The sequence below is a fragment of the Ruegeria sp. HKCCA5426 genome (assembly GCF_013034585.1).
In the GTDB taxonomy this organism is placed as follows: Bacteria; Pseudomonadota; Alphaproteobacteria; order Rhodobacterales; family Rhodobacteraceae; genus Ruegeria.
In genome coordinates this window covers 335076-349575 of sequence record NZ_WQGH01000001.1, presented here as the reverse complement: position 1 = coordinate 349575, position 14500 = coordinate 335076, and the positions used below count along the sequence as shown (strand labels likewise).

Below are 14500 nucleotides of genomic sequence, written 5' to 3'. Positions count from 1 at the left end.
TCATGGATCAGGCTGCATTGATTACCCGTCCGACACGCCTGCCTCGGCAAATGTCGCCATTCCGGAATGGCAGGCCACGGCGCTTTTCAGGATATTGATGGCCAGCGCTCCTCCGGAGCCTTCACCAAGACGCAGGCCAAGGTTCAAGAGCGGCTCTTTACCCAACTTTGCCAAAACGGCCCCATGCGCGCCTTCGGCACTTTGATGGCCTGCTACGGTGTGGTCCAACGCGCCTTTGACCGTCTCAGCCAAACAAGCTGCGGCAGCAGAACAGATGAACCCATCCAAGATGACAGGAATGCGCAATGCACGGGCGGCAGCGATCGCTCCGGCCATGGCCGCGATTTCCCGTCCCCCAAGTCGGCGCAGAATTTCCAGACCATCGCCCGTGCCTGCATGCAAGGTCACACCCTCGGCAACGACCCGTGTCTTGTTTGCAAGACCCGCATCGTCAACGCCCGTTCCACGCCCAGTCCAATCGGCCGCCTCGCCGCCGAACAACGCACACGCAATCGCAGCCGCCGGGGTGGTATTTCCTATCCCCATCTCGCCAACAACCAAAAGGTCAGCATTGGGGTTCACCGAGCTCCACCCGGTTTGCAACGCCTGCAGCAACTCATCTTCCGACAGGGCTGGTCCGGTTGTGAAATCCGTTGTCGGGACATCCAGATTCAGCGCGTGTACGTCCATGGTGGCACCAGCGGCCTTGGCCAATTGGTTGATCGCCGCTCCGCCATGCTCAAAATTCGCAACCATCTGAACGGTCACTTCAGGCGGAAAAGCTGATACACCCTGCGCAGTGACCCCATGATTGCCAGCAAAAACGATGACCTGAGGCGCGGTTATCTGAGGGCGCGCATCTTGACGCCATCCGGCATACCAGATCGCCAGATCTTCCAGCCGCCCCAACGCTCCCGGTGGTTTTGTCAATTGACCGTTTCGTTCAGCCGCACCTTGCGCGGCATCATCGTCAGGACCGGGGGCCCCGCTCAGAGCTTGACGAAAGGAATTCAGATCGGTCAGTTCGGGCAGCATTCAAAGCCTCGTTGCATCAGAGTGGTCCTGCGTGTTTAACCAAAGCGATCAATCCGGCAAGACCCAGAAAGGCATGGGAGTGCAAAAAACCGACACCAACCTCGTTTCCAGATGGGATATTCCTGTGGCGCTGGTTCTTTTGACACGCCTACCGCTTCCGCGACTGCCTGAACACGTTTTTGAACGCCAGGCAGATGCGGCCTGGGCCTTCCCTGTTGTTGGGCTGGTCGTCGGCCTACTTGCCAGCGCTATCGGGTGGGCCAGCGTTGCAGTAAACCTTCCGCCCTTGGCCAGCGCAATACTCGTCATTGCCGTTCTGGTACTGTGCACGGGTGCCATGCACGAAGATGGGCTTGCGGACACGGTAGATGGGTTTTGGGGAGGGTTTACCCCCGAACGACGGCTTGAAATCATGAAAGACAGCCAAATAGGAACCTATGGCGTCCTGGCTCTGTTGATATCGCAAGGCCTGCGCGTCGTTTTGATAGCGGCGCTGCTGTCCCAGGGTGGCTTGTCGGGCATCTTAGCCGCATGCATCGTTTCCCGCGCAGCGATGCCGGTTTTGATGGCCTCACTTCCAAATGCACGGCGCGCGGGCCTAAGCCACTCGGTCGGGGCACCCAGTGCTGGTTCAGTCGCATTGGGCGCGTTGGTTGCACTGGTATGTGCGATGGTTTTGGTAGGTGCCCCAGCAATGGCCGCGATACTGGTTATTGCCATATGCCTGTTTGTTATCGCCGTTGTCGCAAAAGCCAAGATCAGAGGCCAAACCGGAGATGTTCTGGGCGCAACGCAACAAGTGTCCGAAATCGCATTCCTGCTGGTTCTGGTCGTAGCGTCCTAAGAAACGCCTCCGGTTTCGATTTTCAGAACTTCGCCGCAATGCTTGCAATGCACTGCGTCGGGATCATGGCGAAACAGACCACAGCTTGGGCACTTGTGGCGCACTTTCTGCGGCATAAAGATCGCTTGCGCCAATCGAACAAACAGCGCGACGCCAACAACCATAATGAACACTGAAAACAGCTTCCCCCCCGGTGTCGCCAAGGTGATGTCACCAAAACCGGTGGTCGTCAGCGTTGCCATCGTAAAATACAGCGCGTCGATATAGGCAGTCTGACTCTCCTCGGGGATAAAAAAGACCAGAACAGCGGTTGAGGTCACGAACACGAACACCAACAGGTTAATGGCCGCTATCACGGCGTCTTCGTGGGTTCGGAAGAACTCAACATCACGGCGCAAATCTCTGAGCAGGTGATAGGAGTGAATCAATCGCAACGCGCGCAGAATACGCAGGAACGCCAGATTGCCGGAAACGAATGGATCCAGCATCAACGAAATGATCACGACCAGATCAGCAAGAGTGTAGACCTTGAAGAAAAGTTTCCACCGATCCTTTGATATCCAAAGCCGCGCCGAGAAATCGCACAGGATCAACAGACCGATGAACATGCTTAGAACCGTCAGCCCCGGCCCGTGCGGAACATGGGCCGTAGCGACAAAGAACACGATCGTCACAAGATCAAACAGGATCAGCCCATAGCGGAACCAGACGGAAATCGGATCGCGCCCGATATAGAGATACTTGAGGGTCTGCTTTACCTTGGCCATGTACCCGCCTCTGTTTACAGGGAAATTACCCGCAATCAGGCAATTCACCAAGCGCTTGGGCACGAAAAAGGCCGCCCTGTTATCAGAGCGGCCTTGAATCGACATTCTGCGAGGTCAGGCGGCGGCTGCGCGCGAGGTCAGAACCTCATCCACTTGTTTGGCGGCAGACACTTCGCCGGCGCCGGAAACAGCGGCAACTTCACGGGTCAGACGTTCCAACGCGGCTTCGTAAAGCTGACGCTCGGAATAGCTCTGCTCACGCTGGTCGTCTGTGCGGTGCAGGTCACGAACCACCTCGGCGATCGAGATCAGATCGCCCGAATTGATTTTTTGTTCGTATTCCTGCGCACGACGCGACCACATGGCCCGCTTTACCTTGGCCTTACCCTTTAGGGTCTTCATCGCCTGACTGATCACATCGGGCGAACTCAGCGAGCGCAGACCGGATTCGGTGACCTTGTTGGTTGGGACCCGCAGGGTCATTTTGTCTTTTTCAAACGAGATGACGAACAGCTCAAGCGAGTATCCCGCGACTTCCTGTTCTTCGATCGAGATGATCTGACCCACGCCATGGGCAGGGTAAACAACGTAATCGTTCGGGCGGAACTCAAGCTTTTTCGACTTAGACATACAGGTTCATCCTTGTTTCCAGAGCGAAGGACAGACAAAACAACACACCAGCCCGCGCCATCTTCGGCCCGGTCAGGCGGTGTATTTGTCAATAAATCAGAACTCCAAAGCGCACATACTTACGGAGCACATCCCCAACTCAGTCATCATTCAGCTTTCGAGTATATCACAAAACTGAGACATACGAAAGCAGCACAGTTCAGGTGCCTTACAAAACTATTTGTGTCCAATAGCTTAGGCGGCATTTCCGATATTGACTGGCCGGTTGATAAAAACGAATCGGTTAGCCGCCCTCACCCGGAGCTTCAGAGAAATACTTCTCCATCTTACCTTCTTCGCCGTCACGTTCTTCGGCCTCGGGCAGCGGGTCCTTCTTGGTTACGATCACCGGCCACATTTCCGAGTATTTCCGGTTGAACTCGACCCATTGATCCATCCCCGGCTCGGTATCGGGACGGATGGCGTCTGCAGGGCATTCGGGTTCACACACGCCGCAGTCGATGCATTCATCGGGATGAATGACCAACGTGTTCTCACCTTCATAGAAACAATCCACCGGGCATACCTCGACACAGTCGGTGTATTTGCAGCCAATGCAGTTTTCAGTGACAACGTAGGTCATGGTCGGATTCCCGTTTGCGCTTTGGGCGTCTAGCTAAATCAGTCTGGCGTCAGCTTCAAGATAGGATCAGCTATCTTGAGTGCGAGAAAGATCAAGAGCACGCCGATCTTTCTTGGTTGGACGACCTTTTCCCTCGAACCCGGGATTTCGTGGCGGTGTGTCCTGTTTTTCGGTCAAATCAACATAAAGCGTTTGAGCTTCGGTCGCAGGCCCGCGACGATCACCCAGCTTTTCCACGCGGACAACCCGAACGATGCGGCCCTGCGGGAAGGTTAATACATCACCGGTGCCGATGGCTGTCGCCGGTTTCAGCACCCGGTTGCCGTTCACGCGCACATGGCCGCCGCTGACCTGTTTGGCAGACAGGCTGCGGGTCTTGAAGAACCGCGCCTGCCACAACCATTTGTCGATCCGCAGCTTGCTCTCGGACATCCGCGCTTAGTTGCCGTCCTTCAGCCCCATCAGCGCAGCGGCGAAGGGATTGTCGGGATCAATGGCTTTTTCTTTCTTGGGCGGACGGGCCGAGAAAGACTTCGCGCCCTGCGGCTTGCCACCCTTCTTGCCGTGTGGCTTTCCACGACCGTCCTGAGGTTTCCCACGCGGCTTGCCCTTACCCTGCCCCTGTTCACGGCGCGGGCCACGGTTCGGCTGGCGCTGACGGCCCCATGTGAAGGTATAGAAGACCTCAACCTCGGGCTCTTCGCTTGCGGGTTCTGCGGCCGGGGCCTCGGCTGTCGCCTCGGTGCTTTCGGTGGCCTCGGCTGGCACCTCGGCGGATACAGTTGCATTATCTGTCGCGACTGCATCTGCCGGGGTTTCTTCGGCGGCAGGTTGCTCGGGCGCATCTACCACAGGTTGTTCCACAGACGTGATTTTGATCTTTTCACGCTCGCCACGCTCGGCCTTATAGCCCAAGCCCTGCATCAGGTCGGCGAATTGTTCCAACGTCATGCCGGTGATCGACAGCATGTCGGGCTTGGCTTCGAACCCGCCACGGCTGTCCTCAGACCGCAGCATATCGGCCAGACGCTCCAGCATGTCGATACGGATCGAACGCTCACCCGCGTCGCGGTAGCCGCACATGGTGTCATAGCCCTGCGGCGCATCCTTGGCGACGGGGACCGTAACCAGACCCGGAGGCGGCGCTTCGGGGAATTCCTGCAGACCACCCGACAGTGCCCACAACACCAGACGCAGGCGCGTCGGCGCGGGTTTCAGCAGCAGTGGCATGAAGATGGTGAACTGACCAAAACGGATGCCGTGCTTGCGCAGCGCACCGCGAGCGTCCTGATCCAGATCCTTGACCTCTTGCGCGACCTGCGCGCGGGGCAGCACGCCCAAAGCTTCGACCATGCGGAAGGCAAAGCCTTTGGCCAGACCGGACAATTCCTCGTCCCGCGACAGGTTCAGCAGCGGCTCGAACAGCGCGGCAACCTTACGGTCGATGAAGTGTTGCAGACGGCGCTGCACCTTCTGTTCAACGTCAGGGCCTGCGGCTTCGTCCACGAAGACTTCAACCATGGGCTTGAGTGGCTCAGCCCCGGCGACCAACTTGCCGACAGCATATTCGCCCCACATCAGGCCACCTTGTTCGGTGAAATCAATTTCGGTATCGGGCGCGTTGTAGAAACGGTCGGCACGCAGATGGAATTGCGGCGCGAGAGCCTGCAAGGAAGCCGATTTCAAGGCTTTCGCCTCGGTCCCCTGCGCGGCTTTGTCCGGAATGAACCGGAACCCTTCCAGACGACCGACGAATTCGCCTTCGACGGTCACTTCACCCTTGTCATTTACTTCGGCCAAAAGGGCCTCCTTCTGTTTGAGCCGCCGCAGCAAAACGGATGTGCGCCGGTCCACAAATCGTTGGGTCAGACGGTCATGCAAAGCGTCCGACAGCCTGTCTTCTACAGTGCGCGTTTCCTCACGCCAATGGGATTCGTCACGCACCCATCCGTTTCGTTGCGCAACATATGTCCAGGTGCGAATATATGCCAGCCGTTTGGACAGTGCATCAATATCTCCGTCTGTCCGGTCAATCCGGCGGATTTGCCGCGCCATAAAGTCATCAGGGATCGACTGACGCTCATGCAGATAGCCGTAGATCACCTCGAGCAGGCTGGCATGTTCGGCATGGCTGATACCGCGAAAATCGGGGATTCGGCAGACATCCCACAGCAGACGGATGGATTGCGGATCGCTGGCGCGGGCCATGACCTCAGTCACTTGTGACAGCGATTTCAGCACGTTCAGGTCGTCGGCGGGGCGCGCCTTGAGCAGGTTTTCATTGTCCGGGCCAACCTCAAGCGATGTGATCAGCGCCTCGATCGAGCCAAACCGCAGGGCGGCATTCCGCCAGTTCAGCTTTTTCATCGGCGTAAAGCGGCTGTCCATGATCGCCTGCGCTACACCTTCATCCAGCGGAGGGGCCTCGCCCGTGACGCCGAATGTGCCGTCCGACATGCCACGCCCTGCCCGGCCAGCGATCTGTGCCAGTTCGTTGGGGGCCAAGGGTCGCATCCGCCGACCGTCAAACTTGGTCAGCGAGGAAAACGCCACATGATTTACATCCAGATTCAGCCCCATGCCGATGGCATCGGTGGCGACCAGATAATCGACCTCGCCATTCTGATAGAGGTCCACCTGCGCATTCCGCGTGCGCGGGCTAAGCGCGCCCATGACGACCGCCGCCCCACCCTTTTGACGGCGCAGAAGTTCCGCAATGGCATAAACACTATCGACCGAGAACCCGACGATGGCGCTACGCGGAGGCATCCGGCTGATCTTTTTCGACCCGGCATAAACAAGCTGAGACATGCGTTCGCGCCGCACAAACTGCGCCTCGGGGACCAACGCCGCGATGGGGCCGCGCATTGTGTCCGAGCCCAGAAAAAGCGTTTCGCTTGTGCCGCGCGACCGCAACAGGCGATCGGTGAAGACATGGCCGCGCTCGGGGTCGGTGCAGAGCTGGATTTCGTCGATGGCCACAAAATCAGCGCCCATGCCCTCGGGCATCGCTTCGACGGTGCAGACCCAATACTGGGTGCGCGGGGGCACAATGCGTTCCTCACCCGTGACCAGCGCCACGACAGACGGCCCGCGAATGGCAACGATCTTGTCATAGACCTCGCGTGCTAGCAGGCGTAGCGGCAGACCGATCACACCTGTCCGGTGACCCAGCATCCGCTCGATCGCGTAATGGGTTTTACCTGTGTTCGTCGGGCCAAGTACGGCCACAATTCGGGATGACCCGCTCACTCTTGCCCCCTGCCCCTTAGAGGGCCGAGCCCTCGACCTGAGGCTTCAGTCGATTCACGGCATTGGTTACTTCTTCGTGATGGGGATGTATAGCCAGCGCGCGTTCATAAGCCGCAAGCGCCTTATCAGGCTGACCGACAATCTCGAAAATCAAACCCAAGCCGTAAATCGCCTCGTAATTGTTGGGATTTAAAGTCAGGGCCTGCTCCAGATCGGCCGCAGCCATTCCAAAACGCTCGATCCCGAAAAACGCCGAGGCACGGACATGCCAGCCCTCTGCGAACTCGGGCGCGTGGTCGGTCAAAGCCGTCAAGTGATCAATTGCTGCCTTTGTGTCACCGTCATCCAATGCCTCACGCCCGCGTTCCAGCAACAGGTCCGCCGATGCAGACCCGGACAAAGCCCACAGCGCCTTAAGCTGCCGGTCTAACCCCAGCGCCTGTTCCGGCGTCGACTGCGCCAGTTGTTCAAGCAATTCGGTTTCGTCCCGGGAATCGGCGGTCTGAGCGACACAAGGAATGGAAAACGTGACTAGCATTGCGGTTGCCGCAACGATACCTTTGAGATTTGTGTAATTAGTGCCCATAACAACGTTCAGTGTAGCGTAGCGCAGAAGGATGTCCATTCCTCGCGCTCAAATCAAAGTGAGGAGAATCATGAGCGACACTCTGGAGAAAGCCGCAGCAGCGCTGAACGAAAAACTGGACGGCAGCGGTTTTGGCGCATCGGCCAAATTTGCCATCGAAGGTCTTGGTTCGATTGTTCTGGACGGCAGCGGTGCACGCGTTGGCGATGAAGAAACCGACGTCACCATGAGCGCGGATGTCGACACGTTCGAACAAATTCTCAGCGGTGAGCTGAACCCGACCGGCGCGTTCATGGCCGGCAAACTCAGCGTTGATGGCGACATGAGTATCGCCATGCAGCTGGCATCGGCTCTGGCCTGATGAAAATGTCGCCGGCCCCTTTGTTTGAAGACGTGGCCGGCGCACCCTCCGGCGGAGTGGCGCACTGGTTGGACACCGAATATGGCGTGCGCATTCGCGCCGCCCACTGGTCGCCCAAAGACGAAGCCCGCGGAACGGTAATGATATTCCCGGGGCGAACAGAATATATCGAAAAATATGGCGAAGCTGCATCCGAATTTGTGGGCCGTGGCTATGCCGTTCTTTCGGTTGACTGGCGTGGTCAGGGGCTGGCGGATCGCCTGCTGGATGACAATCGTGTTGGACATGTCGACAAATTCACCGATTACCAACAAGACGTAAGGGCCGTTCTTGATCTGGCGCAGCGTCAGAACCTGCCAAAACCCTGGTATGTCATCGGCCACTCGATGGGCGGTGCAATCGGTTTGCGGGCGGTACTGGAAAACGACTGCTTTGCCGCCTGCGCCTTTACCGGGCCGATGTGGGGGATTTTCTTTACGCCACTGATGAAACCTCTTGGCCGGTTGACGGCTTATTGGGGACCTCGGTTTGGCCTTGGTGAAAAGACGCCCCCGACCACGTCGCTGGAAAGCTATGTTCTGTCCCAACCCTTTGACGGCAATGTACTGACCCGCGATCCCGACATGTACAAGATGATGCAGGATCAACTGGTCGCGCATCCTGAGCTGACCTTGGGCGCGCCGTCGACCATCTGGCTGCGCGAGGCGCTGGATGAGTGTTCGTGGCTGATGGCGCAGACCGCCCCTTCCACCCCTTGCTTGACCTTCCTTGGCTCGCATGAGCAGATCGTCGACCGCAAGGCGATCCGTGCGCGTATGGCGAATTGGCCAAATGGAACTCTGGTCGAAATTCCAGACGGTGAACACGAAGTGATGATGGAAGCGCCGGATGTCCGCGGCCCCGTATTTGACCAGCTTGCAGCCCATTTCGGCGCAGCCAGCACCGACCCTGAGGCAAAAGCGGCCCTGTCGAGCTAAGACCCTGCTTGTGATCCTTGAGCGTCGCGCCTAGATGTTTGCAAATGCAGATTTTCGAGGTGATCCATGCGCGACCTTCCCTTTCCCGTCCGTGACGCAAATGCAATCGGAGGAGCCGACAATCTTGGCGACCTGCCGGAATGGGACCTGACGGACCTTTACAGCTCTGAGGACGCGCCTGAACTGGCTGCCGATCTGGAATGGCTGGAAGGGGAATGTACTTCTTTCGCCGCCGATTACGAAGGTAAGCTGGCTGATTTGGATGCCGACGGCCTGCTGCAATGCGTTCTGCGCAACGAAAAGATCAACGCGATAGCCGGACGGATCATGTCCTTTGCCGGGCTTCGCTATTACCAACTGACCACGGATGCCGAGCGCGCAAAATTCCTGTCGGACATGCAGGAAAAGATCACGATCTTCACCACCCCGCTGGTCTTCTTCACATTGGAAATCAACCGCATCGACGACGAAGTGCTGAAGACGCATTTCGCGGAGAATGCTGATCTTGCCCGGTATGAGCCCGTATTCCGCCGTATCCGCGCGATGAAACCCTATCAACTGTCTGATGAACTGGAAAAGTTTTTGCATGACCTCGGTGTGGTTGGCGACGCATGGGAACGTCTTTTCGACGAAACCATCGCCGGACTGACCTTTACGGTCGACGGCGAAGAACTGAACATCGAAGGCACATTGAATTTCTTGACCGAGCAAGACCGCAACAAGCGCGAAGCAGCAGCGCGAGAGCTGGCCTCGGTCTTTCAGGACAACATCAAGACCTTTGCCCGCGTTCACAACACGCAGGCCAAGGAAAAAGAAATCTTGGACCGCTGGCGTAACATGCCGACCGCCCAAACCGGTCGCCATCTATCAAACGATGTCGAGCCTGAGGTGGTAGAGGCGCTGCGCGAGGCGGTTGTGGCCGCTTATCCCAAGCTGAGCCATCGCTATTACGAGCTAAAACGCAAATGGCTGGGGCTGGACGTCATGCAGGTCTGGGACCGCAACGCACCGCTGCCGATGGAAGACACGCGTGTCGTAGGCTGGGACGAGGCCGAGAAAACGGTGATGGACGCCTATAATGCATTCGATCCCCGCATGGGTGAGATCGCGGCCCCCTTCTTTTCTAAGGGCTGGATCGACGCGGCGGTGAAACCGGGCAAGGCGCCCGGTGCGTTTGCACATCCGACCGTGACTGACGTGCACCCCTATGTGATGCTGAACTATCTGGGTAAACCTCGCGATGTGATGACGCTTGCGCATGAGCTGGGCCATGGCGTTCATCAGGTACTGGCTGCAGATCAAGGTGAGATGTTGTCTTCGACCCCGCTGACTCTGGCCGAGACAGCGTCGGTGTTTGGCGAAATGCTGACCTTCCGCAAGATGCTGGATCAGGCCGATACGCCGGAACAGCGCAAGGTGCTGCTGGCCGGAAAAGTCGAGGACATGATCAACACGGTCGTCCGCCAAATCGCATTTTATGACTTTGAATGCAAACTCCACGCAGCCCGCCGCGAAGGTGAGCTGACGCCCGTCGACATCAACGCCCTTTGGATGAGCGTTCAGGCCGAAAGCCTTGGGCCCGCATTCGAGTTCATGGAAGGGTACGAGACCTTCTGGGCCTATATTCCGCACTTCGTCCACTCGCCCTTCTACGTTTACGCCTATGCGTTTGGCGATGGATTGGTCAACGCGCTCTACTCGGTTTACGAAAGCGGATCAGAAGGGTTCGAGGACAAGTACTTTGAAATGCTGCGCGCAGGTGGGTCAAAGCATCATAAAGACTTGCTGGCCCCTTTCGGGCTGGACGCGAGCGATCCAAAGTTCTGGGACAAAGGGCTAAGCATGATCTCGGGCTTCATCGACGAACTGGAAGCGATGGAAGACTGATCACGTCTGTTTCTTGGTCGTCAAAAAGACGGCGATCACAATCAGTACAGCACCTGTGGCCGCGATTGGCGTGATCGCGGCCCCCAAGAATATCGCCGCATTGATGAATGTGAACACGACCGAGGCCGCGAACATGAGTGTCGCGGTCAGAGTAGAGACACGCGTAGCAGCCTCGTACCACAGATAATATGCCAACGCCGTCGGCAAAACACCAAGAAGGATCAGGAACACAAGGTCTGTTGCCGTCGGCACCTGCATGGACAGTGCCGCGAATGGTAGCAACAGCAGTCCCGAGCACAAGAATATCCCGAATAGAAAATTCAAACGCTCGCCAGTGGATTTCGAGTTTCGCATTGCCCGGCTGCTTGCGATCAGGAATACAGCCCAACTCAGGCCCGCGCCGATTTCAAGAATATCGCCGAACAACGGTTCGCCAACGCCCTGAAAATCTTGAAAAACGGTCAGAAACACGCCCAAAATCGCGAGGCCCGTCGCCAGAACATCGGTTCGGGTAACGGGTGTTTCGGCGAAAAAGTACAAAAATACCAACACGAAGAACGGTGCCGTGTTCTCGAGCACCATGGCATTTGCCGCCCCGGTATGTTCCAGGCCTATGTGAAAGAGGATGTAGTTGATAACGGTGGACAAGACAGCAAGCTGAAAATAGCGATCGCGCCATCGGACTGACACCGGAACGTTCAAAACACGCAGCAGGCCATAGATCGCCAGCGCAGCAATAAACAGACGTGATACGGCGATCTGCATTCCACCAAGATCGTTGGTCAGAAACCGAACGATGACACTATGCGTGCCCCACAGGAACGCCGCCATAAACCCCAAAACCAGCCCGTTTTGCCATATCGATTGCTGGGTGCGGATGTCGGACAAGCGGTACCTCCGGCGTTATTTAAGCTGGCTGTCTTTCGACCCGCGCCGATTGATCCCAACGCGCGACTTGTAGGTCCCGTCGCGGTCTTGCTGACAATCCAGACACAGTTTCACGCCTGGAATGGCGGCCCGCCGCTTTTCAGGGATCGGTTCTTCGCACTCAGCGCAATGGGTCAGGCTTTGCCCCACAGGGCGCTTTTGGGCCTGCATGCGGGCAAGCTCGTCTGAAATTGACGCCTCGATCTGTTCACCCACCGCGCCATCGCGCGCCCAGCCGCCAGCCATTTGCACTCTCCTCATCCGGTACCCGTCAGGTTAGTCCAGTTGCGCGGCGGCGTGCAAGTCAGAGGGGTTCCGCGCCCTCGAAAACGCGGTCGATAACCTCTTGCGTGCCGCGCGAGAATTCAAGTGAGCATGGGTAATCTACACCGTCACGGACCGATCGGCAGAACGCTTCGACCTGCAGCTTGTAGTGATCGTCGCCGGGAAAACGCGTGACCTGCACTTCCAGACCGGGGCGATGCAATTCCACGCGCGCCTCGCCGAAAACCCGCGCGTTGAACGGTGCCGTAAGGCGGATTACACCCCCTTCGCCGTGAAACACCATTTCCTGATGCGGATGCATTCGGATGGAGACATAGCTGGAATAGCTGAAATCTGGGAACTGCGCACGAATTTCGGTAAAGGCATCAATGCCGTCTTCCCAGCGGATTGCGGACTGCACCGAAACGGGTTCCTGCCCCGTTGCAAACCGGGCACTTCCGATTACGTAGACGCCGATATCGCGAAGGCCACCGCCGCCAGTCTCAGCCCGATTTCGGATGTTTCCGGTGTCGGTGCGATTGTCGAAACTGAATGCGCCGGTCACATGCGCCAGCTTCCCAATCGCTCCGTCCGCAATAAGATTGCGCGTGAACTGCCACTGGGGGTGGTGCACGATCATATACGCTTCGGCCGCGAGCAGCCCAGTTTGGTCACGTTTCGCAATCAACGCATCGAATTCAGCGGCCTGCATCGTCATCGGCTTTTCGCACAATACGTGCTTGCCAGCCTCGAGCGCCTTCAGGCTCCATTCCACGTGCAGATGATTGGGCAGCGGGATATAGACGGCCTCGATGTTCGGATCCCCCAACGTCGCCTCATAGTCGTCATAGACTTTCAGATCAGGGCAAAACGCCTGAAACGGCTGGGCTTTATCTGCGCTGGACGTGGCAAGCCCGGCTAAACGCGAACCATTTGCCGCATGGATCGCCGGAGCCATATAGCGACGCGCGAAATTGGCAGCGCCCAAAACGCCCCATTGAACAGGTTTTTGCATGTGTCTCCTCCCAATCCAGTCTCAGCCGGCCCGTGCCGCCGTGACCTCTTTATCAACCAGTGGACGTTAAGTCAGGCTTTTCTCGGCAGGCATTCTCCGTAACCTAGCGCCAACAACGAGAGGGAGAGCAAATGCGCAGGTTTTTCAAATGGGTTGGTATCCTGATCGCCGTCACGGTGGTTATCGGGGCGTTGGTTTTCTTCGTGTTTCTACCACCTTACATCGAAGCGGAACGCAACAATGTTATTGCGCACGCCCCCTACGATGTGACGAATGATGCCGCCGCCTTGCACGAAACCCTCATCGTCGGTGATCTTCACGCCGACCCATTGCTGTGGAGCCGGGACCTGACTGAGCGTGGTACACGCGGACAGGTCGATATCCCGCGCCTGATCGAAGGAAACGTGGCCCTGCAGGTTTTCACCGCTGTAACGAAATCCCCGGCGGGCCAGAACTATGAAGCCAATTCCGCGGAGTCGTTTGACAACATCACCCTTCTGGCCGTCGGTCAGTTATGGCCGCTGCGTACATGGGGCAGTCTGAAGGAACGCGCGATATATCAGGCAGAAAAGCTCCACCAGTTCGAGGCCGCGTCCAATGGCCAGCTTAAAGTCGTTAAGACACGCGGTGATCTGGAACAGGTGCTTGAAGCGCGCGCCGCGGGCAAGCCAATCGTAGGCGGAATTCTGGGCATCGAAGGTAGTCATCCACTGGAAGGTGATTTGGCCAATCTCAATGACATTTTTGACGCCGGGCATCGGGTGTTCGGGCTTCACCACTTTTTCGACAACGAACTGGGTGCATCGCTTCACGGGCAGGCAAATACCGGACTGTCAGATTTCGGACGTGAGGTCGTAGCAGAGTTGGCAGCGATGCCAGTTGTGATCGACCTTGCGCATTCCAGCCCGCAGGTCGCGCGGGACGTGATCGCAATGACAGACGTCCCCCTGATCGTCAGCCACGGTGGGTTGCATGGGTTCTGCCCCGTCAAACGGAACTACCCTGACGATCTGATGCTGGATATTGCCGAAACCGGGGGCGTCATCGGCATGGGATATTGGGCGGACGTCACCTGTGGGGACATCACGCCAACCGGTATCGCCAAGATGATCAAGGCCGCCGTTGAAACGGTTGGCGAAGACCATGTTTCGCTTGGGTCAGATTATGACGGTTCGGTCGAGACCGCGTTTGACACATCCGAACTGGCGGCTCTGACCTCTGCCCTACTTTACGAAGGGTTGACCGAGGATCAAATCCGCAAGGTGATGGGCGGAAACATGGTGCGCGTGTTCAGGCAACAGCTTGCCCAGTAACAAAAAAAGCCCGCCAACTT

At 57.5% G+C, this 14500-nt stretch carries 15 protein-coding genes; 5 read left to right on the top strand and 10 right to left on the bottom strand.

The window, feature by feature from the left end:
- Positions 1 to 21 precede the first annotated feature (21 nt).
- The gene (gene cobT, locus GOV87_RS01725; protein ID WP_171210604.1) at positions 22 to 1035 is read right to left on the bottom strand and encodes a nicotinate-nucleotide--dimethylbenzimidazole phosphoribosyltransferase; all 1014 of its coding nucleotides are present in this window, start codon (positions 1033 to 1035) and stop codon (positions 22 to 24) included.
- 73 nt (positions 1036 to 1108) lie between these two features.
- Between cobT and cobS the strand changes: the two genes are divergently transcribed.
- Complete coding sequence (gene cobS / locus GOV87_RS01720) at positions 1109 to 1879, top strand: adenosylcobinamide-GDP ribazoletransferase (RefSeq protein ID WP_171210603.1); 771 nt, start codon at positions 1109 to 1111, stop codon at positions 1877 to 1879.
- On the opposite strand, the gene GOV87_RS01715 is transcribed toward cobS, so the two are convergent.
- The 6 genes from GOV87_RS01715 to GOV87_RS01690 form a co-directional block, all read right to left on the bottom strand.
- Complete coding sequence (locus tag GOV87_RS01715; RefSeq protein ID WP_171210602.1) at positions 1876 to 2646, bottom strand: ion channel; 771 nt, start codon at positions 2644 to 2646, stop codon at positions 1876 to 1878. The genes cobS and GOV87_RS01715 overlap by 4 nt on opposite strands.
- 114 nt (positions 2647 to 2760) lie before the next feature.
- Entirely contained in the window at positions 2761 to 3276 is a 516-nt protein-coding gene (locus tag GOV87_RS01710; protein ID WP_170348382.1) for a CarD family transcriptional regulator, read from the bottom strand.
- Between the two features lie 283 nt (positions 3277 to 3559).
- On the bottom strand, positions 3560 to 3898 hold the full coding sequence (gene fdxA, locus GOV87_RS01705) for a ferredoxin FdxA (protein WP_171121124.1): 339 nt from the start codon (positions 3896 to 3898) through the stop codon (positions 3560 to 3562).
- 66 nt (positions 3899 to 3964) lie between these two features.
- The gene (locus tag GOV87_RS01700; protein ID WP_171121123.1) at positions 3965 to 4330 is read right to left on the bottom strand and encodes an RNA-binding S4 domain-containing protein; all 366 of its coding nucleotides are present in this window, start codon (positions 4328 to 4330) and stop codon (positions 3965 to 3967) included.
- Positions 4331 to 4336: 6 nt separating this feature from the next.
- On the bottom strand, positions 4337 to 7150 hold the full coding sequence (locus tag GOV87_RS01695; protein ID WP_171210601.1) for a helicase-related protein: 2814 nt from the start codon (positions 7148 to 7150) through the stop codon (positions 4337 to 4339).
- 16 nt (positions 7151 to 7166) lie between these two features.
- A complete protein-coding gene (locus GOV87_RS01690; RefSeq protein WP_171121121.1) occupies positions 7167 to 7775 on the bottom strand; it encodes a tetratricopeptide repeat protein in 609 nt (202 codons plus the stop codon).
- A 31-nt stretch (positions 7776 to 7806) separates the two neighbouring features.
- On the opposite strand from GOV87_RS01690, the gene GOV87_RS01685 reads away from it, so the two are divergent.
- The 3 genes from GOV87_RS01685 (at position 7807) to GOV87_RS01675 (ending at position 10961) form a co-directional block, all read left to right on the top strand.
- Positions 7807 to 8097, top strand: coding sequence for an SCP2 sterol-binding domain-containing protein (locus GOV87_RS01685; protein ID WP_171121120.1), 291 nt, complete (start codon positions 7807 to 7809; stop codon positions 8095 to 8097).
- Positions 8097 to 9074 (top strand): alpha/beta fold hydrolase, encoded by a 978-nt coding sequence (locus tag GOV87_RS01680; RefSeq protein ID WP_171210600.1) that lies wholly within the window; start codon positions 8097 to 8099, stop codon positions 9072 to 9074. Before GOV87_RS01685 ends, GOV87_RS01680 begins: the two co-directional genes overlap by 1 nt.
- A 66-nt stretch (positions 9075 to 9140) precedes the next feature.
- Entirely contained in the window at positions 9141 to 10961 is a 1821-nt protein-coding gene (locus tag GOV87_RS01675; protein WP_171210599.1) for a M3 family oligoendopeptidase, read from the top strand.
- Here the strand turns inward: GOV87_RS01675 and GOV87_RS01670 are convergent, their stop codons facing one another.
- The 3 genes from GOV87_RS01670 to GOV87_RS01660 are packed head-to-tail and all read right to left on the bottom strand — an operon-like array spanning position 10962 to position 13167.
- On the bottom strand, positions 10962 to 11849 hold the full coding sequence (locus GOV87_RS01670) for a DMT family transporter (protein WP_171210598.1): 888 nt from the start codon (positions 11847 to 11849) through the stop codon (positions 10962 to 10964).
- Between the two features lie 15 nt (positions 11850 to 11864).
- Positions 11865 to 12134 carry a DksA/TraR family C4-type zinc finger protein gene (locus GOV87_RS01665; RefSeq protein WP_171210597.1) on the bottom strand — a complete coding sequence of 90 codons (270 nt, stop codon included), beginning with the start codon at positions 12132 to 12134 and terminating at the stop codon, positions 11865 to 11867.
- A gap of 58 nt (positions 12135 to 12192) precedes the next feature.
- The gene (locus tag GOV87_RS01660) at positions 12193 to 13167 is read right to left on the bottom strand and encodes a Gfo/Idh/MocA family protein (RefSeq protein WP_171210596.1); all 975 of its coding nucleotides are present in this window, start codon (positions 13165 to 13167) and stop codon (positions 12193 to 12195) included.
- A 131-nt stretch (positions 13168 to 13298) separates the two neighbouring features.
- Here GOV87_RS01660 and GOV87_RS01655 point away from each other — a divergent pair, with 131 nt between their 5' ends.
- The gene (locus GOV87_RS01655; protein WP_171122896.1) at positions 13299 to 14480 is read left to right on the top strand and encodes a dipeptidase; all 1182 of its coding nucleotides are present in this window, start codon (positions 13299 to 13301) and stop codon (positions 14478 to 14480) included.
- The last annotated feature ends 20 nt before the right edge of the window (positions 14481 to 14500 follow it).

Excerpts from the sequence above, each read along its gene's own strand:
- cobT (WP_171210604.1), bottom strand. The coding sequence starts at position 1,035 with ATGCTGCCCGAACTGACCGATCTGAATTCCTTTCGTCAAGCTCTGAGC.
- cobS (WP_171210603.1), top strand. The coding sequence starts at position 1,109 with ATGGGAGTGCAAAAAACCGACACCAACCTCGTTTCCAGATGGGATATT.
- GOV87_RS01715 (WP_171210602.1), bottom strand. The coding sequence starts at position 2,646 with ATGGCCAAGGTAAAGCAGACCCTCAAGTATCTCTATATCGGGCGCGAT.
- GOV87_RS01710 (WP_170348382.1), bottom strand. The coding sequence starts at position 3,276 with ATGTCTAAGTCGAAAAAGCTTGAGTTCCGCCCGAACGATTACGTTGTT.
- fdxA (WP_171121124.1), bottom strand. The coding sequence starts at position 3,898 with ATGACCTACGTTGTCACTGAAAACTGCATTGGCTGCAAATACACCGAC.
- GOV87_RS01700 (WP_171121123.1), bottom strand. The coding sequence starts at position 4,330 with ATGTCCGAGAGCAAGCTGCGGATCGACAAATGGTTGTGGCAGGCGCGG.
- GOV87_RS01690 (WP_171121121.1), bottom strand. The coding sequence starts at position 7,775 with ATGGACATCCTTCTGCGCTACGCTACACTGAACGTTGTTATGGGCACT.
- GOV87_RS01685 (WP_171121120.1), top strand. The coding sequence starts at position 7,807 with ATGAGCGACACTCTGGAGAAAGCCGCAGCAGCGCTGAACGAAAAACTG.
- GOV87_RS01680 (WP_171210600.1), top strand. The coding sequence starts at position 8,097 with ATGAAAATGTCGCCGGCCCCTTTGTTTGAAGACGTGGCCGGCGCACCC.
- GOV87_RS01675 (WP_171210599.1), top strand. The coding sequence starts at position 9,141 with ATGCGCGACCTTCCCTTTCCCGTCCGTGACGCAAATGCAATCGGAGGA.
- GOV87_RS01665 (WP_171210597.1), bottom strand. The coding sequence starts at position 12,134 with ATGGCTGGCGGCTGGGCGCGCGATGGCGCGGTGGGTGAACAGATCGAG.
- GOV87_RS01660 (WP_171210596.1), bottom strand. The coding sequence starts at position 13,167 with ATGCAAAAACCTGTTCAATGGGGCGTTTTGGGCGCTGCCAATTTCGCG.
- GOV87_RS01655 (WP_171122896.1), top strand. The coding sequence starts at position 13,299 with ATGCGCAGGTTTTTCAAATGGGTTGGTATCCTGATCGCCGTCACGGTG.